General features: G+C 70.8%; 22 protein-coding genes. 11 read left to right on the top strand and 11 right to left on the bottom strand.

Translation table 11 applies throughout. From position 1 onward, the window contains the following. Window positions 1-513, bottom strand: coding sequence for a GNAT family N-acetyltransferase (locus tag D3869_RS08055; protein ID WP_137139625.1), 513 nt, complete (start codon window positions 511-513; stop codon window positions 1-3). Continuing rightward, window positions 510-1196 (bottom strand): tRNA (adenosine(37)-N6)-threonylcarbamoyltransferase complex dimerization subunit type 1 TsaB, encoded by a 687-nt coding sequence (gene tsaB / locus D3869_RS08050; protein WP_137139624.1) that lies wholly within the window; start codon window positions 1194-1196, stop codon window positions 510-512. Before tsaB ends, D3869_RS08055 begins: the two co-directional genes overlap by 4 nt. Before the next feature lie 101 nt (window positions 1197-1297). On the opposite strand from tsaB, the gene ddpX reads away from it, so the two are divergent. Further along, a complete protein-coding gene (ddpX, locus tag D3869_RS08045; protein WP_137139623.1) occupies window positions 1298-1873 on the top strand; it encodes a D-alanyl-D-alanine dipeptidase in 576 nt (191 codons plus the stop codon). A 213-nt stretch (window positions 1874-2086) separates the two neighbouring features. After that, a complete protein-coding gene (locus D3869_RS08040) occupies window positions 2087-3142 on the top strand; it encodes a polysaccharide deacetylase family protein (protein ID WP_137139622.1) in 1056 nt (351 codons plus the stop codon). 62 nt (window positions 3143-3204) lie between these two features. Here D3869_RS08040 and D3869_RS08035 read toward each other — a convergent pair whose 3' ends face one another. Then, window positions 3205-3759, bottom strand: a complete 555-nt coding sequence (locus D3869_RS08035) for a NifU family protein (RefSeq protein WP_137139621.1) — start codon at window positions 3757-3759, stop codon at window positions 3205-3207. Window positions 3760-3867: 108 nt separating this feature from the next. Between D3869_RS08035 and D3869_RS08030 the strand changes: the two genes are divergently transcribed. Together D3869_RS08030 and D3869_RS08025 are read left to right on the top strand one after the other, a co-directional pair. Next, a complete protein-coding gene (locus D3869_RS08030; protein ID WP_137139620.1) occupies window positions 3868-5136 on the top strand; it encodes an adenylate/guanylate cyclase domain-containing protein in 1269 nt (422 codons plus the stop codon). Window positions 5137-5166: 30 nt separating this feature from the next. Continuing rightward, window positions 5167-6633 (top strand): fused MFS/spermidine synthase, encoded by a 1467-nt coding sequence (locus D3869_RS08025; RefSeq protein ID WP_137139619.1) that lies wholly within the window; start codon window positions 5167-5169, stop codon window positions 6631-6633. A gap of 4 nt (window positions 6634-6637) precedes the next feature. Here the strand turns inward: D3869_RS08025 and D3869_RS08020 are convergent, their stop codons facing one another. From D3869_RS08020 to D3869_RS08005, 4 genes are all read right to left on the bottom strand, one after another. Continuing rightward, window positions 6638-7174 (bottom strand): universal stress protein, encoded by a 537-nt coding sequence (locus tag D3869_RS08020; protein ID WP_137139618.1) that lies wholly within the window; start codon window positions 7172-7174, stop codon window positions 6638-6640. A gap of 3 nt (window positions 7175-7177) precedes the next feature. Next, window positions 7178-7957 (bottom strand): TIGR02186 family protein, encoded by a 780-nt coding sequence (locus tag D3869_RS08015; protein ID WP_137139617.1) that lies wholly within the window; start codon window positions 7955-7957, stop codon window positions 7178-7180. Then, window positions 7954-8871: a sulfite exporter TauE/SafE family protein gene (locus tag D3869_RS08010; protein ID WP_014238878.1), complete on the bottom strand. Its 918-nt coding sequence runs from the start codon at window positions 8869-8871 to the stop codon at window positions 7954-7956. The genes D3869_RS08015 and D3869_RS08010 overlap by 4 nt, the downstream gene beginning before the upstream one ends. Window positions 8872-8934: 63 nt before the next feature. Further along, window positions 8935-9933, bottom strand: coding sequence for an adenosine kinase (locus D3869_RS08005; RefSeq protein ID WP_014238879.1), 999 nt, complete (start codon window positions 9931-9933; stop codon window positions 8935-8937). A gap of 177 nt (window positions 9934-10110) precedes the next feature. Between D3869_RS08005 and D3869_RS08000 the strand changes: the two genes are divergently transcribed. Then, window positions 10111-10803: an EI24 domain-containing protein gene (locus D3869_RS08000; protein ID WP_137139616.1), complete on the top strand. Its 693-nt coding sequence runs from the start codon at window positions 10111-10113 to the stop codon at window positions 10801-10803. Window positions 10804-10995: 192 nt separating this feature from the next. Beyond that, window positions 10996-11817 (top strand): bactofilin family protein, encoded by an 822-nt coding sequence (locus D3869_RS07995; RefSeq protein ID WP_137139615.1) that lies wholly within the window; start codon window positions 10996-10998, stop codon window positions 11815-11817. 112 nt (window positions 11818-11929) lie between these two features. On the opposite strand, the gene nth is transcribed toward D3869_RS07995, so the two are convergent. Further along, on the bottom strand, window positions 11930-12589 hold the full coding sequence (gene nth, locus D3869_RS07990) for an endonuclease III (protein ID WP_247895591.1): 660 nt from the start codon (window positions 12587-12589) through the stop codon (window positions 11930-11932). A 76-nt stretch (window positions 12590-12665) separates the two neighbouring features. On the opposite strand from nth, the gene D3869_RS07985 reads away from it, so the two are divergent. Together D3869_RS07985 and D3869_RS07980 are read left to right on the top strand one after the other, a co-directional pair. Next, a complete protein-coding gene (locus D3869_RS07985) occupies window positions 12666-13178 on the top strand; it encodes a DUF2244 domain-containing protein (RefSeq protein ID WP_247895590.1) in 513 nt (170 codons plus the stop codon). An 88-nt stretch (window positions 13179-13266) separates the two neighbouring features. Then, the gene (locus D3869_RS07980; protein WP_137139613.1) at window positions 13267-14154 is read left to right on the top strand and encodes a methylated-DNA--[protein]-cysteine S-methyltransferase; all 888 of its coding nucleotides are present in this window, start codon (window positions 13267-13269) and stop codon (window positions 14152-14154) included. Between the two features lie 16 nt (window positions 14155-14170). On the opposite strand, the gene dapB is transcribed toward D3869_RS07980, so the two are convergent. Further along, window positions 14171-14968: a 4-hydroxy-tetrahydrodipicolinate reductase gene (gene dapB / locus D3869_RS07975; protein ID WP_014238885.1), complete on the bottom strand. Its 798-nt coding sequence runs from the start codon at window positions 14966-14968 to the stop codon at window positions 14171-14173. A gap of 71 nt (window positions 14969-15039) precedes the next feature. Continuing rightward, entirely contained in the window at window positions 15040-16017 is a 978-nt protein-coding gene (gene znuA, locus D3869_RS07970; RefSeq protein ID WP_137139612.1) for a zinc ABC transporter substrate-binding protein ZnuA, read from the bottom strand. Window positions 16018-16106: 89 nt separating this feature from the next. Between znuA and znuC the strand changes: the two genes are divergently transcribed. Continuing rightward, window positions 16107-16931 (top strand): zinc ABC transporter ATP-binding protein ZnuC, encoded by an 825-nt coding sequence (gene znuC / locus D3869_RS07965; protein WP_211114932.1) that lies wholly within the window; start codon window positions 16107-16109, stop codon window positions 16929-16931. Beyond that, window positions 16924-17712, top strand: a complete 789-nt coding sequence (gene znuB, locus D3869_RS07960; RefSeq protein ID WP_137139611.1) for a zinc ABC transporter permease subunit ZnuB — start codon at window positions 16924-16926, stop codon at window positions 17710-17712. The genes znuC and znuB overlap by 8 nt, the downstream gene beginning before the upstream one ends. A gap of 3 nt (window positions 17713-17715) precedes the next feature. Here the strand turns inward: znuB and D3869_RS07955 are convergent, their stop codons facing one another. Next, window positions 17716-18600, bottom strand: a complete 885-nt coding sequence (locus D3869_RS07955) for a LysR family transcriptional regulator ArgP (RefSeq protein WP_137139610.1) — start codon at window positions 18598-18600, stop codon at window positions 17716-17718. Window positions 18601-18707: 107 nt separating this feature from the next. Here D3869_RS07955 and D3869_RS07950 point away from each other — a divergent pair, with 107 nt between their 5' ends. Further along, on the top strand, window positions 18708-19307 hold the full coding sequence (locus D3869_RS07950; RefSeq protein ID WP_137139609.1) for a LysE/ArgO family amino acid transporter: 600 nt from the start codon (window positions 18708-18710) through the stop codon (window positions 19305-19307). Window positions 19308-19341 lie beyond the last annotated feature (34 nt).

The raw sequence follows: 19341 nt of genomic DNA, 5'->3' as shown, positions 1-19341 counted from the left end.
TTATTCGTCGGTGTACGAATACCGCAACACCAGGGCGGCAACCCTTCCGTCCGCCCTGCGGTAATAGCCGGGACGACGGCCCACGGCAAAGAAGCCACAAGATTTATACAGGGATTGCGCCATACCATTGTCTTCGGCGACTTCGAGGAACAGCGCGGTGGCGCCCAGCGCCCGCGCACCGTCCAGAGCCGCCGCGACCAGCCGCCGCCCGGTGCCCTGCCCCCGCGCGTCGTCCCGAACGCCGATGGCGATGATCTCGCCATCCTCCGCGGCGACCCGCGCGAGCAGGAAGCCGACCGGATCGTCGCCCTGGGCATCCTCCCGCAGGGCCAGCACGGAAAAGAAGCCGGGCTGGCCGATCAGGCTGGCCACCGCCTCGCTGCCCCAGGGGTCGTCGGGAAAGCAGCCCTGCTGCAAGGCCGCGATCACCGCGGCGTCGGCGAGGCCGGCGGTCTGAAGTCGGACCGGATGACACGCCCGGGGGCTGGAGGTATCGGGCGCCGTCGCCGTCATGCCGTCTTCCGCGGGAGGGACACGTCGGGCGGACGCAGGTAGAAGGGCTGGGCCGGCAGACCGACCTCCCGCCGGGCGCCCAGGGCGGCGACCACGGCGGCGTCTGGCGTGCCCGGTCCGGCGGCGAACGCGGTGTCGGCACGCCCCTCCAGAAGCGGGCGCAGCGCCGCCGCCCCGTCCCCGGCGATCAGCAACGGCGCGGCACCGGCTTCACCGGCGAGCAGCCCGTCCAGCCAGGCCGGCACCGCGGCGGGCTCCAGCATCGCCGGTTCGCCGAACGGCGTCAGGTCCGGGTGGAAGAGTTGCAGGAACGGCTCCGTGCGGCGGGAGTCCACGGCGACCAGAATGGTCCGGCCATCCCGCTCCGCCTCCGGCAGGCCGTGGGCGATCGCGTCGAAGCTGGTGATCCCGACCACCGGCAGCCCGGCGGCAACGGCGAAGCCGCGCGCCGCCGCCAGCGCGATGCGCAGACCGGTGAAGGCGCCCGGCCCGACGGTCACGGCGATGCGGTCGAGCGCGTCGAAGGCGCAGCCGGCCTCCGCCAGCGCGGCCTGCGCCAGCGGCACCAGCGCCTCCGCCTGCCCGCGGGCCATCGGCTCGCGCCGCCGCACGGTGACGGTGCCGTCGTCCCACAGCGCGGCCGAACAGCCGGAGGTCGCCGTGTCCAGTCCCAGAACTCTCATCGCCTCACACGCGTCGTCGGATCCGCCATCTTCAAAGCCCCACTTCAAGCCTGGGTCAAGAGCGTGATAGACAGCCCCGACCTTCCCTGACGGCATGGATCATGCTCACACCCATCGCACCACCGGACTTCGACGTCGACATCGACCTGCTGTACGCCACGCCGGACAACCTGACCGGGGTGCCCATCTACCGGCACCCGCATTGCCTGCTGCACCCCGACGCGGCGGCGGCGCTGCGCGCGGCCATCCGGCTGGCCCGCGGCATCGGCTGCCGGTTGCGGCTGTACGATGCCTTCCGCCCGGTCGAGGCGCAATGGGCCTTGTGGCGGGCGCTGCCCGATCCGTCCTACATCGCCGACCCGTCGGGCGGCTCCACCCATTCCCGCGGCATCGCCGTGGACCTGACGCTGTCCGACGGCAACGGGCGCCCGCTGGACATGGGCACCGGCTTCGACGACATGACCGAGCAGTCCCACCATGGCCGCACCGACCTGACCGTCGAGCAGCAGCGCAACCGCGCCGCCCTTCTCGGCGTCATGACGGCGGCGGGCTGGCGGCATTACAGCTTCGAGTGGTGGCACTACCAACTGCCGGACGAGCAGCGCTACCCTCTGCTGACCGACGCCGCGCTCGGTGGCCTCATGATGGGGGGCGGCCTCATGATGGGGGCGGCCTGATGATGGGCTGATCCCCGTCGGCCCGACCCCGGGGCTCGGGCTCCGCGGCCGGATGTCACAGGGGTTGTTGCAAGGCTGCATCACGAAAACGCCGGAAGCGCACCGGGGGCGTTGCGGACTTGTTCCCGGCGGCGTGCCTGTGCCACACCAGCCTTGGCGCCGCCTGGACCACCGTCCGGCCGCCCGACCGTTCCGGACCCACGACAGGCCACCATGCCGTTCCGCCGTGCCGCCACCCTCTTCGCCGTGGCCGCCGCCTGGGCTTTCCAGGCCCTGGCGGGAAGTCCCGGCGTTGCGGCGCCCGGCGTTGCGGCGGATGGCACGGCGAACACCGCCGTGGTCTTCGCCTACGACCGGTTCGGCGAGGACCAGACCCCGTCCATCAGCATCCGCATCGACCAGTTCGAAGCCCATCTCGACGAGCTTCAGGACGGCGACTATCAGGTCCTGCCCCTGCCCCGCATCCTGGAGGCGCTGCGCAGCGGCGCGCCGCTGCCCGACCGGACGGTGGCCATCACCATCGACGAGGCCAGCCGCTCCGCCTTCCGCGAGGCGTGGCCGCGGCTGAAGGCGGCGGGGCTGCCCTTCACCCTGTTCGTGGCGACCGACGCCATCGACCGCGGGTCGCCCACCCACGTGACCTGGGCGGAGGTGCGGCAGCTCGCCGCCGCCGGGGTCACGCTCGGCGGGCTCGGCGCCTCCACCCAGTCGCTGGTGTCCCGCCCCGCCGAGGAGGTGAGGGCGGAGCTGCGCCGCATGGCCGACCGGCTGCAGGCGGAGACCGGCCAGCGCCCCACCCTGTTCGCCTACCCGCAGGGGGAGGTGTCGGCGGCGGTGCGGACCATCGTGACGGAGCAGGGCTTCGCCGCCGCTTTCGGCCAGCAATCGGGCGTCCTGCACCCGCAGGCCGACCGGGCGACCCTGCCCCGCTTCGTGATGAACGAGAGCTTCGGCAGCGTCGACCGCTTCCGGCTGGCCGCCAACGCGCTGCCGCTGCCGGTGACCGACCTGACGCCCGACGACCCGCTGCTGACCGCCAATCCGCCGTCGATCGGCTTCACCGTGTCGGACGAGGTCGGCGACATCGGGCGGCTGGCCTGCTTCGCCGCCGGGCAGGGCCGGACGGCGCTGGAGCGCGTGACGGAGGACCGGGTGGAGGTGCGCATCCGCGACCCCTTCCCGCCGGGCCGCACGCGCGTCAACTGCACCCTGCCCGCCCCCGATGGGCGCTGGCGCTGGCTCGGCATGCAGTTCGTGGTTCCGGAATAGGCGCTGGAACAAGCCGGCGGGCGCGGTCCGCCTGTTCGGACTGCGCCCGCCGGCGGTTGCCGTCAGCGGACGGCGCGGACCTCGACCACCTCGGGGATGTAGTGGCGCAGCATGTTCTCGATGCCGGCCTTCAGCGTGGCGGTGGAGCTGGGGCAGCCCGAGCAGGCCCCCTTCATCTCCAGATACACCACACCCTCCTCGAAGCCGTAGAAGGTGATGTCGCCGCCGTCCTGGGCCACCGCGGGACGCACGCGGGTGTCCAGCAGCTCCTTGATCTGGGTGACGATCTCGTCGTCGTCCGCGCTGGCGGCGTGGCCGTCGCCGGCCGTTTCCTCCAGAAGCACAGGGCGGTTGGCGGTGAAATGCTCCATGATGACGCCGAGGATCGACGGCTTCAGCAGGAACCACTCCTTGTCGCCGGCCTTGGTGATGGTCACGAAGTCGGCGCCCAGGAACACGCCCTGGACCCCGTCGATCTCGAACAGCCGCTGGGCCAGCGGCGAAGCGGCGGCGACATCGCGGGACGGGAAGTCCGCGGTGCCGCGTCCGAGCACGTCACGCCCCGGCAGGAACTTGAGAGTCGCCGGGTTGGGCGTCTGCTCGGTCTGAATGAACATGGTGATATCCTCCATCGGCGCCGAACAACACTGGCGGCGTAGGCGAAACTTGGGCAGAATCCACCGACAGATCAAGCATCGCATCTTTATGGTTATCGATCCGTGAGCATGGCACCGCCCGCGGCCGCCGCACCGTCCGCCACACCGGCGATCCCTGCGGCCCCTTCCATCGACGACGCCGCGCGGGAGGTCGTCGAATGGCTGCTGCTGGAAGGCCGGCACGCCCCCGGCTTCGAGCCGATGATGGACCGCTTCTGCCGGCGCCTGATGGCGTCCGGCGTCCCGCTGCTGCGCGCCGTCTGCGCCCTGCCCCTGCTGCACCCGCAGATCCGCACCATCGCCTTCTTCTGGCGCCGCAACGCCGAGCAGGTGGAGATCGCCACCCGCGCCCACGGCACCGAGACCAGTGACGAATATCTGACCAGCCCCTTCGCCACCCTGATCGAGGACGGCGCCGACGGCCTGCGCTACCGTCTGGAGCAGATGGAGCCGCCCTACCCATACCCGGTCTTCGCCGAGCTGAAAGCGCAGGGGGCGACGGACTATGTCGCCATGACCGTGCTGTTCGCCGGAGGACGGCGCAACGTGCTGAGCTTCACCACCGACCGGCCCGGCGGCTTCTCCACCGCCGATCTGGCGCTGGTCGACGCGGTGCTGCCGGCGCTGGGCGCGGTGCTGGAGACGCTGGCGCTGCGGCGGCTGGCGACGACGGTGCTGGACACCTATGTCGGCCACCGCACCGGCGCGCGCATCCTGTCCGGCGACATCCGCCGCGGCACCGGCGCCAACGTCCGCGCCGTGCTGTGGTACTGCGACCTGCGCGGTTTCACCTCGCTGGCCGACCGGCTGCCGCGCGAGGAGCTGATCGCCCTGCTGAACGGCTATTTCGAGATCATGGGCGGCGCCGTGGAAAGCCGCGGCGGCGAGATCATGAAGTTCATCGGCGACGCCATGCTGGCCATCTTCCCGCTGGAGGAGAGCGACCCGACCGGGGCCGCCGCCTGCACCAAGGCGCTGGACGCCGCGCAGGAGGCCCTGACCGACATGGCCGCCCGCAACGCCGAGCGCGCCGCCTGGGGCCAGCCGACGCTGCGTTGCGGCATCGCTCTGCACATGGGCGAGGTCATGTACGGCAACATCGGTTCCGCCAACCGGCTGGACTTCACCGTCATCGGCCCGGCGGTCAATCTGGTCAGCCGGATCGAGGGGCTGTGCAGCCGCCTGGACCGCAATGTCCTGACCTCCGCTGAGGTGGCCGAGGCCTGCGCCAGCCGCCTCGTCTCGGTCGGCTGGCACCCGGTGAAGGGGCTGAACGATCCGATCGAGGTCTATGGGCTGAAGGAGAAGACAGCGACCGATGAAGGGACCGATGAATAGGGCGCTGCAACGAACCCCCGGTCGCCGGCCTTGAGCGGACCCGATCCCTCCCCCGCCCGCCCGTCCCTCCGTTCCTTCGCGCTGGCCGCCGCCGCCTTCTCGGCGGGCTGGTCGCTGATGATGATGGAAATCCTCGGCGGGCGGCTGATGGCGCCGCATTTCGGCTATTCGGTCTACCAGTGGGGCGCCGTCATCGGCGTCGTGATGACCTTCATGGCCGCCGGCTACTGGACCGGCGGGCAGCTCGGAGACGGGCCGAAAGCGGTGCCGGCGCTGCGCGCCGCCCTGCTGGCGGGGGTCGCCGCGGCGGCGCTGACGCCGTGGCTGGGCAAGCCGATGCTGGCCGACGCCGCGGGCCGCTTCAACGCGGTGGAGGGGTCGGTCGTCGGGGCGGCGTTGATCCTCGGGCTGCCCTCCTTCGCGCTGGCCATGGTGTCGCCGATCTGCGCGGGGCTGAGCAGCCTGACGGGTGCGGCGGCGGCGGGGCGGATCTACGCGGTCGGCACGCTGGGCAGCATCGGCGGCACCTTCTTCGCCTCCTTCTACGCGATCCCGCAGGTCGGGGTGTCGGCGGGCTACGCCTTGGCGGCGGTCCTGCCGACGCTCGCCTGCCTGTTCGTTCCGGGTGGAAAACGGGTGGCTGCCGCCGCAGCCCTGGCGGTTCCCCTGGCCTGGGCGGCCGGCCATGGCGAGGGGCAGGGCTTCGCCCTCTACCGCGAGACGCCGCACAACACGATCATGGTGCAGGAGGACGCCGAGCAGATCCGCCTGCACCTGAACGTGGCTTGGGCCACCCAGTCGCGGTTGCGCAAGGACGGCGGGCCGACCGGCCTCTATTACGACCTGTTCGCCGCCGTCCCGGCCCTGGGGAACGGCTCGCGCGTCCTGGTGCTGGGGCTGGCCGGCGGGGCCGCCGCCAAGGAGATCCTCGACAGCTGGCCCGGCGCCGACATCCTGGGGGTGGAGCTGGACCCCGCGGTGGTCGAGGTGGCGCGCGAGAGGTTCGGCCTGCGGCCCGAGGTGCGCGTCGCCGTGGAGGACGCCCGCCGCCACGTCGAGCGGTCGCCGGAGCAGCACGACGTGGTGATCGTCGATCTCTATTCGACCGCGCTGATCCCCTTCTTCACGGCGACCCGGGAGTTCTTCGCGGCGGTGGAGCGGCGGGTGGCGCCGGGCGGTGTGCTGGTCATGAACGTCGCCTCCCCCATGGACCGCGACGCCCTGGTCGGGCCGCTGGCGGCGACGCAGGGCGCGGTCTTCCCGTCGGTGTACGTCGCCGACGCCGGACGCGGGAATTACCTGCTGATCGCCACGAAGGAGGCGCGTACGCTTGAGGATCTGAGTGTACGCCTGCGCGCCGCTCCGCCGGGTGCGGCGTACGCCGCCTCGCGCATCCTGGAGACGCTGGCCCCCGCGGAACTGGCCGGGCACCCGGTGCTGACCGACGACCGGTCCGACATCGACCAGCGCAGCCTCACCGCGCTTTACGGGCGTTGATGCCTTACGTGATGGCGTCCAGCGCGTCGATGCCGATGCCGCCCGGAACGATGGTCAGCGGAATGCGCATCTTGGCGAGGCCGCGGTTGGTGAAGTAGGAGATCAGCGGCCCCGGCCCCTCCGGTTCGATGCCGGCGGCCAGCACGAGGATGGAGATGCTCGGCTCCTCGTCGATCAGGGCCAGCACCTCGTCACGGCGGTTGCCCTCGCGCACGTACAGGGCCGGCAGGGTGCCGGTCAGGCGGTTGACGTCGCGCGCCAGCTTCTGGAGCTTCTGCTCCGCCTCCGCGCGCTGCTCCTCGCGCATCAGGTTTTCCAGGGCCAGCCACTGCTGCACCTCGCCCGGCTCGATGACGTAGAGCAGCGCCACCTTGCCCCCCGACTTGCGGGCGCGCAGGCAGGCGTAGCGCAGGGCGAGCTGAAGCTCCGGGCTCTCGTCCACCACGACCAGGAAGATGCGGACCGGCGGCTTGGCCGTGGAATCCGGTTCGGTCGCAGCCGGATCGTTCACCGCCGGATCGGTCGCAATCGGATCGGACATCGGTCACACCCTCCGGAAGATGGCGCCGGCCAGCCAGCCGGCGGCGATGGCGCCAATCACCGCGGCAACACCGTAAATCATCGGCTGGTTGCGCGCAAAGTCGTAGATTTCCGCGCTGAAGCCGACCTTGGACACCACCAGCGGCGTGGTCTGGGCGCTGACCACCTCGCCGTCGCGGATCAGCAGCGCCTCCACATTGTACAGCCCCGTCGGCACGTTGGCCGGAAAATAGATGTTGGTCCGGAACAGCCGCTCGCCCAGGAAGGACACCTGCCCCAGCGTGATGCCGTAGAGCCCGGCGCGCTGCTTGTTGCGGATCAGGGCGGAGCGGAACAGGGCGAGCTGGTCCGGGGCCAACTGCTCGCGCGGGCCGAGCTGAAGGTTCGGCAGGCCGATCTGATGGCGCTCCAGCACCGGGCGGCCGACGAACTGGTCCAGCGGGCGGTTCGTCGCGACCATGTAGTAGCCCGGCACCTGCTCGAACCGCACGCTGCGCGCGTTGATCCAGATGCCGGCGATGCGCTCCTTGCGGCGCACCGTGACCGGGGTGCGCGGGCCGGTCACCACGATGGCGACGTCGCCCGCCCCGTCGGTGGTGCCGAACAGCACGACCTCCGTCCCAGTGAAGCCGGTGGTGATGGCGATCAGGTGGCTCGACAGGTCGGCGACGAGCTGCTGCGCCCACACCGTAGCAGCGAGGAACACCCCCGCCAGAAGCCCCACCAGCCCGCCGGCGATCCGGACGGACCACAGCCGCCCGGCGCCCCTGCGGACAGCGCTCACGACATCCTCGTCGAGATGGTGAAGACGTCGTTCGGTTCGACCACCAGATCGAAGGCAAGTTTCAGCGCCACCGCGACGACCAGCGAGGCCAGCAGAAGGCGCGCCTGTTCGCCGCGCAGACGGCCGCCGGCCTTGGTGCCGAACTGCGCGCCGACCACCCCGCCGATCAGCAGCAGCAGCGCCAGCATCACGTCCACCGTCTGGTTGGTCGCCGCCTGGAGCAGCGTCGCCATGGCCGTGGTGAAGATGATCTGGAACAGCGAGGTGCCGGCCACCAGCCCGGTGGGCATGTTCAGCAGATAGATCATCGCCGGCACCAGCATGAAGCCGCCGCCGATGCCCATGATCGCCACCAGCATCCCGCCGACCGCCCCGATCCCGGCCGGCAGCAGGGCGGAGATGTAGAGCTTGGAGCGCTGGAAGCGCATCTTCAGCGGCAGGCCGTGGAGCCACATGTGGCGGTGCAGCTTGCCCCGCTTGGCGGTGGGGGCGCGGCGGCGGATCAGCGCGCGGCTGGCCTCCACCATCATCATCGTGCCGATGGTGCCGAGGAAGAAGACGTAGGACAGCGTGATCGCCGCGTCGATCTGGCCGATCCGCTGCAAAATGGAGAAGATCCAGACGCCGACCACCGTGCCGACCATGCCGCCCAGCAGCATGACCACGCCGAGCTTGACATCCACGTTGCCGCGCCGCCAGTGGGCGAGCACGCCCGACACGCTGGCGGCGACGAGCTGGTTGGCCTGGGTGCCCACCGCGATGGCGGGCGGAACGCCGATGAAGATCAGCAGCGGCGTCATCAAAAAACCGCCGCCCACCCCGAACATGCCGGACAGGAAGCCGACGAGCCCCCCCATGCCGAGCACGAGCAGGGCGTTGACCGACATCTCGGCGATCGGCAGATAGACTTGCATGGGGGCGGAGCCGGCGGACGGGAAGGTCCGCCAGCTTATACCGTACAGGCGCTGTTCCGGCAATTAGGCCGGAACGCCCGCGTCTTTAAGCAGATCGGCCAGCACGACGTCCGGACGGGCGCCGACGTGGCTGATGATCTCCGCCGCGGCCAGCGCGCCGATGCGGCCGCACACCGCCGGGGCCATGCCGCGGGTGAAGCCGTAGAGAAAGCCGGCGGCGTAGAGGTCGCCGGCCCCCGTGGTGTCGACCACGCGGGCGACCGGGGATGCGGGAACCTCGACCACCTCGCCGCCGGAGACGATGACGGCGCCCTTCTCGCTGCGCGTCAGGGCGGCGGTCTTGCCGAGACGCTTCACCGCCTCCAGCGCATCCTCGAAGCGGTCGGTCTTGTAGAGGGCGGTGATCTCATGCTCGTTGGCGAACAGGATGTCGACATGGCCCTCGACGAGATCCAGGAACTCCGCGTGATGGCGGTGGACGCAGAAGCTGTCGGACAGCGAGAGCGACACCTTGCGCCCGGCGCCGTGGGCGGTGGAGGCGGCCTTGCGGAAGGCCTCCTTGGCGCGGGGCGGGTCCCACAGATAGCCTTCCAGGTAGGTGACCTGCGAGTTGGCGATCAGCGCCTCGTCAATGTCCTCCGGCCCCAGCTCCACGCAGGCGCCGAGGAAGGTGTTCATGGAGCGCTGGGCGTCCGGCGTCACCAGGATCAGGCAGCGCGCCGTCGGGGCGCCGCCATGGCCGGCCGCCGTCTCGAAATGCACACCGGCGGCGCGGATGTCGTGGCGGAAGACCTGGCCGAGCTGGTCGCCGTGGACCTTGCCGATGTAGGCCCCCCGGCCGCCCAGCGAGGCGATGCCGGCCATGGTGTTGCCGGCGGAACCGCCCGACACCTCGATGCCCGGACCCATGCGGCCGTACAGCTCCTCGGCGCGGGCGGCGTCGATCAGCGTCATCGCGCCCTTCTCGATGCCGTTGGCCGTGAGGAAGGCGTCGTCGGCATGGGCGATCACGTCGACGATGGCGTTGCCGATGCCGGTGACGTCGAATTCGGCCGTGGCCATGGGCGCTCCTTGGAAAGGCTGGGGAAATGCGGTGTCTGGACCGCTGAACAAAACCGGGCGCGAGTATAGCGGCCCGCCTTCACTTCTCAAGCGCGGCGCAAGGCCCCCTGGAATGGAACGGCCCGCCGTCGTAGATAAGCGTCGCCCGGCCGCAACGGCCCCATAGAAAGAATCCGTATGATCCGCGCCCTGCTTCTCGCCATCGGACAGCTTTCCGACCCGGCGTCCCGCCGTGTCGTGTGGATCGGCGTGCTGTCCACCATCGCCGCCTTCGCCCTGTTGGCCGGGGCCGTGTGGTGGGCGCTGTTCCACACGGCGCTGACCGGCTACGCCTGGGTGGACGGGGTGCTGGACGTGCTGGGCGGGCTGGCCGTCCTGCTGCTCGCCTGGGTGCTGTTTCCCGCCACGGTCGGCATGGTGTCCAGCTTCTTCCTGGACGAGGTGGTGCAGGCGGTGGAGCGGCGCCACTATCCCCAGTTGCCGCCGCCCCGCCAGACCGGCCTTGGCGAAGAACTGCTGACCGCGCTGCGCTTTTTCGCCATCGTCCTGCTGGTCAATCTGTTCGCCCTGCCCCTGTATCTGATGGTGCCCGGGTTGAACCTGCTGATCTTCTACACCGCCAACGGCTATCTTCTCGGCCGCGAATATTTCGAGATGGTGGCGATCCGGCGAATGGGACGGAAGGAGGCGGGGTTTCTGCGGCGCTCCAGCCCGTTGAAACCATTTTTGGCTGGCGCGGTAATTGCCTTTCTTTCGACAATTCCTTTCGTCAACCTGCTGGTGCCGGTGATCGCGAGCGCCTTCATGGTCCACATCTACCATTCCATGACGGGGTCCATGACGGGCCTTTCCCGTCGGGAAGGGGCGTGACGGACCGCGGCGCGGCGCGGCCCGGACCGTGCACCAAAGCCCACTTGCGGCCGGCCGGATGACCGTGTTACCCCGGCGGGGTGGTCTTTTGGCTGCTGTCGAGCGGGCTCGGTCATGCGTCACCGCCTCCGATGACCCGACGTCCACGACCTGCCAACCTTCACGACCTGACTGACCTGGGGATCAACGTTCATGCTGTTCGGACGAAAGAATCCGCCCGTCGGTGCGCCGAAGACCCAAAGCGCCGACCCGGCCACCCCGGCCGCACCGCAGGCGGGCGCCGCCGAACCCGCGGCGGCGGTGTCGCCGCTCGCCTCCCTGAGCAACCCGTCCGCGGCGAATCCGCCGGCCGCCCCGGTCGCCCGCACGCCGCACCCCGAGCCGTTTTCCTCCAAGGGACCCGAGATGAACACGAGCACCCCGAAGCCGCCGGCTGGCGCCCCGATCCCCGGTTCGAGCTACAAGCCGACGGACATTCCGCGCCGCACCGTCGACCTGCCGGGTGCCGCGCCGCGCCGCACCGAGGGGTATGGCGCCCCGGCTTCGGCGCCCGCCGCAACCCCCGCCCCGGTCGCCCCGGCCCCGGCGCCCGCCGCTCCGCTGGCCAGTGACCAGCGCCGCCTGATCGTCGGCCGCGACATCTCGCTGAACGGTGAGATCGGCTCCTGCGACGTGCTGGTCGTGGAGGGCACGGTGGAGGCCAAGCTGCGAGACGGCCGGTCCATCGAGATCGCCGAGACCGGCCTGTTCAAGGGCGCCGTGGAGATCGACGAGGCCGACATCGGCGGCCGCTTCGAGGGCGACATCATCGTGCGCGGCCGCCTGACCGTGCGCTCCACCGGCAAGATCAACGGCTCGATCAAGTACGGCGAGCTGGCGGTCGAGGCCGGCGCCCTGCTGAACGGCGAGATCGGCAAATACACCCCGGCGGCCAAGCCCGCCGCGGCCTCCGCCGCTCCGGCGGAAGCGGCCCCGGCCCCGGCCGCGCTGGACCCCATCGTGGTCGATGGCTAAACGCCGTTAAACGCGGTTTCACGATCAAGCCCGGCGGGGATCGACCCCTCGCCGGGCTTTTTCATTTTGCCGTCATCGCTGCCGTTTCACGGGAAACATCACACTTTGCCGCTCACACCACGGCGGCCGGCAGGACCTTGTCCTTGAAGCCGCACAGGTCGCTGACCGGGCAGACGAGGCAGTCGGGCTTGCGCGCCTTGCAGACGTAGCGGCCGTGCAGGATCAGCCAGTGGTGGGCGTGCCGGCGGTAGGCCTTGGGAACCACCTTCAGCAGCTTTGCCTCCACCGCATCCGGCGTCTTGCCGGGGGCGAGGCCGGTGCGGTTGCCGACGCGGAAGATGTGGGTGTCCACCGCGATGGTCTCCTCGCCGAAGGCGACGTTCAGCACCACGTTGGCGGTCTTGCGCCCGACGCCGGGCAGGGTTTCCAGGGCCTCGCGGTCGCGCGGCACCTCGCCGCCATACTGGGCGACCAGGATTTCCGACAGCTTGATGACGTTCTTGGCCTTGGTGTTGAACAGGCCGATGGTCTTGATGTAGCCGCGCAGCCGTTCCTCCCCCAGTTCCACCATCTGCTGCGGCGTGGTGACGATCTGGAACAGAGGGCCGGTGGCCTTGTTCACACCGACATCAGTGGCCTGGGCCGACAGCACGACGGCGACCAGGAGCGTGTAGGGGTTGATGTATTCCAGCTCGCTCTTCGGCTCCGGGTTGGCGGCGCTGAGGCGGCGGAAGAATTCCTGGACGGCGGCGGGCTTCATGGCGCGCAGCATAGCGGGACCCTGGCCGTCCATGCAAACAGGACGGCTGGAACCCGCGCCCAAGCCACACCAGTTTGTGTGCATGACCATGGCCAGTCATAATCTGCCCCCGGCTCCCCGCGTCTTCTTCGACGCGATCCTCCACCCGCACCGCAGCCTCGGGCGGTACGGATTCCGCGTTCTGATGGGGGTGGTGATCCTCGTCAACCTGCTGATTGCCGGGATTTTCGCGGCCAACGGGGCGTGGCCGGTGGTGCCCTTCTGCGGGCTGGACGTGTTGATCCTCTGGCTCGCCTTCCGCGTCAACAACCGCGCCGCCCAACTGTACGAGCGGGTGCGCCTGACCGACACCGACCTGACCGTCCAGCGCGTCGCCCGGAACAAGCCGGAGCGGCGCTGGAGCCTTCAGCCCAACTGGCTGCGCGTCACCCTGGACGGCCCGCCCCGCCACGGCGGCCGGGTGACCCTCTCCTCGCACGGGCAGTCGGTGACCGTCGGCGCCTTCCTGACGCCGGACGAGCGGGCGGACTTCGCCATGGCGCTGCGCGGCGCGCTGGCGCGGTGGCGCCGCGCTCCCTGCCATCCCGAACCGGTGCCCTGAGCGCCTGTGGGATTGCGCAAGAAACGGGTTGGTCGGCCCGCTCCGGCGGCGCATCCTGCGCCGGTCATGGAGCCTGGGAGAGAACGCCATGCCGTGCCTGAATCCCGCCGAAGACCCTATTGACGCGCGGCGCCACCGCGCCATCGCCGCCGCCATCCGCCATCTCGTGGACCACTGGCAAGACCAGCCGGGACTGGACGAGCTGGCCGCGGTCGCCGGCATGAGCCCCTTCCATTTCCAGCGGCTGTTCACCCAATGGGCGGGAATCAGCCCGAAGCGCTTTCTGCAGTTCCTGACGCTGGACAACGCCAAGCGGCTGCTCGCCGCGAACCAGAGCGTGCTGGACGTGGCGCTGGACGTCGGCCTGTCCGGCCCGTCGCGGCTGCACGACCTGTTCGTCGCCTGCGAGGCGATGACGCCGGGCGAGTACAAGGCGCTGGGCGGCGGGCTGACCATCCGCTGGGGCCTGCACCCCACCCCCTTCGGCCCGTCGCTGGTCGCCGCCACCGAGCGCGGCGTCTGCTGGCTGAGCTTCGCCGAAGAGGAGGACGGGCGCGACGCGCTGGCCGAGATGGCCGCCGCTTGGCCGGCCGCCCGTCTGGTCGAGGACGCCGACGCCACCCGCCCGGTCGCCGCCCGCGCCTTCCGCTGGGACGGTTCCGCAGGGAGCGAGCCGCTGCGCCTGCTGATGAAGGGCACCAATTTCCAGATCAAGGTGTGGGAGGCGCTGCTGCGCATCCCCTCCGGCGCCGTCGTGTCCTACGAGGACGTGGCCCGCGCCATCGGCCAGCCGACCGCCATGCGGGCGGTGGGGGCGGCGGTGGGGCGCAACCCGGTCTGCGTGCTGATCCCCTGCCACCGGGTGATCCAGAAGTCGGGGATCATCCACAACTACCGTTACGGCGTCCCGCGCAAGCGCGCCCTGCTCGCCTGGGAGCAGGGGCACGCGATGCCGGAGGACGAGGCGGCCGCTTGAGGCGCGGCCTAGCCGGTCAGAGGCCCAGCACGTCCTTCATGCTGTAGAGGCCCGGCTGCTTGTCGTTGGCCCACAGCGCCGCGCGGACCGCGCCCTTGGCGTAGATCTGGCGGCCCGACGCCTTGTGGGTCAGCTCGACCCGCTCGCCCTCGGCGGCGAAGACCACCGTGTGGTCGCCGATCACGTCGCCGCCGCGCAGCGTGGCGAAGCCGATCTCGCCGCGCGGGCGGACACCGGTGTGGCCGTCGCGGACCTTCTGCCAGACATCCTCCAGCGCCACCCCGCGTCCCGCCGCCGCCGCCCGGCCGAGGCCGAGCGCGGTGCCCGAGGGCGCGTCCACCTTGTTGCGGTGGTGCATCTCCAGGATGTCGATGTCGTAGTCGTCGCCCAGCGCGCGGCCGACCTGCTCGACCAGCGCCAGCAGCAGGTTGACGCCCAGCGACATGTTCGGCGACTGGACGATCGGGGTGTGGGTGGCGGCCTGGGCGATGGCCTCCTGCTGGGCCGGGCCGATGCCGGTCGTGCCGATGACCAGCACCGTTTCCGACTGGGCGGCCAGCGCCGCGTGGCGAACGCTGGCGTCGGGGCTGGTGAAGTCGATCACCGCGTCGGCCTCGGCGAACAGCGCCGCCGTGTCCTCGATGGCGACGACGCCCAGCGGCTCGAGGCCGGCGAGAACGCCGATGTCCTTGCCGAGCGCCGGGCCGCCCACCCGCTCCGTGCCGCCGGCCAGCGTGCAGCCCGGCGTGGCGGCGATCTCGCGCACCAGCATCTGCCCCATGCGCCCCGCGCACCCGACGACCCCGATCTTCATGCCTGCCTCCCTGGGAGAATTCCGACACGGGTCTAGCACAGCCGGGGGCAAGGCTTAAGCGCCGAGAAGGATCAGGACCCCAGGCAGTTCTTCAGCGACGCGGCGATGCTGCGCATCAGCGCGGGGTAGAGGCCGGGACCGTCCTTCAGGTCCGCCCCTTCGGGGTCGAGCACGCCCTTCTTCGCCGGGGTGCCCTCGACGATGGTGTTCACCAGCGCCGGTTCGAACTGCGGCTCGGCGAAGACGCAGGCGGCACCGAGGCCGCCGATCTTGGCGCGGATCTCCGACAGCCGCTTGGCCGAGGGGCGGCGTTCCGGGTTGACCGTGATGGCGCCGACGCCGTTCAGGCCGTACTGCGCCTCGAAATACTGGTAAGCGTCGTGGAAGACGACGAAGGGCTTGCCGGCCACCGGGGCGAGCGCCGCCTTCAGTTCGGCGTCCAGCGCGTCGATGGAACGGGCGGTGCGCTCGGCGTTGGCGGTGTAGGCCGCGGCGTTGGCCGGGTCCTTGGCCGACAGAGCCTCGGCGATGGCCGCGACCATGGCGCGGGCGTTGGCGGGGGAGAGCCAGATGTGGGTGTTCACCTCGTCATGCCCGTGATCGTCCTCATGGGCGTGCTTGTCGTCGTGCTTATGATCGTGATCGTGCTTGTGTTCATGCCCGTGGTCGTGGGCCTCCCAGGCGCCGCCTTCGCGGGCGTCGAGCAGGGAGACGCCCGGCGCCTCCAGCAGTGTGACGGACGTGGCCTTCTTGGCGTTCGCCGTCACCGGCTTGTCGAGGAAGCCCTCCAGCTCCGGCCCGATCCAGAAGACGAGGTCGGCGGTCGCCAGCGCCTTCGCGTCCGACGGCTTCATGGCGTAGGTGTGGGGGGACGCCGCACCGCGCACGATCAGCGCCGGCTCCGCCACCCCCTCCATCACCGCGGCGACCAGGGAATGGACCGGCTTGATCGAGGCGACGACCTTCGGCGCCTCGGCCAGCGCCGGGAACGCGGCGCCCAGGGTGGCAACAAGGGCAAGGAGCGGCAGGGGACGCATCGCGGCGCGCATGGGTGGGTTCCTCATCGTCTGACTGGACAGCCGGGCCTTTCCGGCGCATAGCTGTCTTCGTTTTCAGCAATGTCACGTTATAACATAACATGTCAACCCATCACGGGGCCCATCATGCGGCCCCCCGCGCGGCGCGATCGCCGATCCCGTCCCTGGCTCCTCCCCTGATCGACACCAAGGGACTGACGGTGCGGCTGGGCGGGCGGACGATCCTCGACCGCGTGGACCTGGAGGTGCGGCCCGGCGAGATCGTCACGCTGATCGGCCCCAACGGTGCGGGCAAGACGACGCTGGTGCGCGCCGTGCTGGGCCTCGTCCGCGCCTCGTCCGGGGTGGTGGAGCGGCGCCGGGGCCTGCGCATCGGCTACATGCCGCAGCGCCTGACGGTCGATGCGACCCTGCCGCTGACCGTCCGCCGCTTCCTGGCGCTGTGGCGCCCGGTGACCGAGGCGCGCATCACCGCGGCGCTGGAGGAGGCCGGCGTCTCCCACCTCGCCGCCAGCCCGGTGCAGACGGTGTCGGGCGGCGAGATGCAGCGGGTGCTGCTGGCCCGCGCCCTGCTCGGCGATCCCGAGCTTCTCGTGCTCGACGAGCCCGACCAGGCGGTGGACGTCCATGGGCAGGCCGAGCTGTTCGGGCGCATCGAGACGCTGCGCCGCACCCGCGGCTGCGGCGTGCTGCTGGTCAGCCACGACCTGCACACGGTGATGGCCCGCACCGACCGCGTGCTCTGCCTCAACGGCCATGTCTGCTGCCAGGGCGCGCCGGAGGACGTGCGGCGCCACCCGGAATACCGCGCCCTGTTCGGCGGCCACGCCGACGCGCTGGCCGTCTATGTCCACCACCACGACCACGCGCACGCCACCGACGGCGCCGTGGTGCCCGGCCATGACGGGGACTGCTGCCATGGATGATTTCGTTCTGCGCGCGCTCGCCGCCGGCTGCGGCATCGCGCTGGTCGCTGGCCCGCTGGGCTCCTTCGTGGTGTGGCGGCGCATGGCCTATTTCGGCGACACGCTGGCCCATTCCGCCTTGCTGGGGGTGGCGCTGGGCTTCCTGCTGGGCGTCAACCCGCTGATCGGCGTGGTCGGGGTCTGCGTCGCGCTGGCGCTGGCGCTGGTCGGGCTGCAGCGGCGACGCGCGCTGGCCACGGACACCGTGCTGGGCATCCTGTCGCATTCGTCGCTGTCGCTGGGCCTCGTCGCCATCGCCTTCCTGGAGACGCTGCGCGTCGATCTGGTCGCCTATCTGTTCGGCGACATCCTCAGCGTCACCACCAGCGATCTCGCCTGGATCTACACCGGTGGCGGCGCGGCGCTGGGCGGGCTTCTGCTGCTGTGGCGCCGGTTGCTGGCGGTGACGGTGGACGAGGATCTGGCGCGGGTGGAAGGCATGCCGGTGGAGGCGCTGCGGCTGGCCTTCATGCTGCTGATCGCGCTGGTGATCGCGGCGGCGATGAAGATCGTCGGCATCCTGCTGATCACCTCGCTCCTCATCATCCCGGCGGCGGCGGCCCGCCGCTTCTCCCGCACGCCGGAGACGATGGCCGCCTTGGCCTCGGTCTTCGGGATCGCCGCGGTGCTGGGCGGCCTGCTCTCCTCCTTGAACTGGGACCTGCCGGGCGGGCCGAGCATCGTGGTCGCCGCCGCCGCCCTTTTCCTGGCGAGCATGATGGTGCCGGCGGCGAACCGCTGACCATCACACTTGCGTCAAGCGGACGCGCGCCGTCGTCAACACCGAGCGCGTGATGTCGGCCAGGGTGCGGCTGGCGATGCGGCTGCGCTGCCAGAACAGCGGCACGTCGAGCGGCTGGTCCGGCACCAGCGCCACCAGCCGCCCGTCGCGCAGGGCGTCGGCGACCAGCGGCTCCGGATTCATCCCCCAGCCGAGCCCGGCCAGAGCCGCGTCCACGAAGGCGTGGGTGGAGGGCATCCAGTGGGTCGGCGAGGCGATCTCCACCCCGAAAGCCTGACGGGTCCACTGCGTCTGAAGGCGATCCTTGCTGTTGTAGGTGAGGCGCGGCGCGCGGGCCAGCGACGCCGCCTCCACCCCTTCCGGAAAATGCCGCCGCAGGAACTCCGGGCTGGCCGTCGCCACGTAGCGCAAGGCCCCCAGCGGGGTGCTGTCGCAGCCCTGCACCGGCTGGGCGCTCGCCGTCACCGCCGCCAGCACCTCGCCCCGGCGCAGCCAGTCCGCGCTGTGCTCCTGGTCGTCCAGAACGAGGTCGAACAGCACGTCCGGCGTCCCGGCCATGGCGGCGACGAACCAAGTGGCGAGGCTGTCGGCGTTGACCGCCATGCGCACCGTCACCGCCGGTCCGTCCTGCGGCAGGCCGGGCAGCCCGTCCCGCAGCTCGCTCTCCAGCAAGGCCACCCGCTCCGCGTGCTGGCTCAGCCGCAAACCGGCGGGGGTGCCGGTGCAGGGCGATCCGCGCACCACCAGGATCGTCCCCATCCGCTCCTCCAGCAGCTTCACCCGCTGCGACACGGCGGAGGGGGTAACGTGGAGCTGCTGCGCCGCCCGCTCGAAACTGCCGGTGCGGACGACCGCGGCCAGTGCGGCGAGCAGGGCGTAGTCCAGCATGGCTTAGCGTTCCTTAATCCGGATAAGGGACTTTAGTTATTCTAATCCAGACGGCGATGGTAGGGGAACGCCCTCCGCCACCGATATCGCCAACGAATGGGGCCGCCATGCTCTCCGCCTTCCTTCCCGGCCTTCTGCTTGGTCTCAGCCTGATCGTCGCCATCGGCGCGCAGAACGCCTTCGTGCTGCGCCAGGGCCTGCGCGGGGAGCATGTGCTGGCCGTCTGCGCGACCTGCGCGGTGTCGGACGCCCTGCTGATCCTGGCCGGGGTCGGCGGCTTCGCCCAGGCCGCCCACTGGTTGCCCTGGCTGGAAACGGCGACCCGCTACGCCGGGGCGGCCTTCCTGCTGGTCTACGGGCTGCGCAGCTTCCGCTCGGCCTGGCGGGCGAGCGGCGCGCTGGACCCGGCTTCGGCGGTTCCGGCGGGGCTCGGCGCGACGCTGGCGACCTGCCTGGCGCTGACCTGGCTGAACCCGCACGTCTATCTGGACACGGTGGTGCTGGTGGGGTCGGTGTCCACCCAGTTCGCCGAGGGCAAGCACGCCTTCGCGCTGGGGGCGATGACCGCGTCCGTCCTGTTCTTCTTCGCGCTGGGTTTTGGTGCGCGCCTGCTGCGGCCCGTCTTCGCCCGGCCCGGCGCGTGGCGGGCGCTCGACACCGGCATCGGCGTCGTCATGTGCACGATCGCGGTGACCCTGGTCGCCTGAGCGATGGGACGTCGACAGGGGGCCGGCGCGGAGA

It is taken from the genome of Azospirillum brasilense, assembly GCF_005222205.1.
Classification (GTDB): domain Bacteria; phylum Pseudomonadota; class Alphaproteobacteria; order Azospirillales; family Azospirillaceae; genus Azospirillum; species Azospirillum brasilense_G.
Note: the sequence above shows the minus strand (reverse complement) of the source record. Positions and strands in the feature narration are given on the sequence as shown.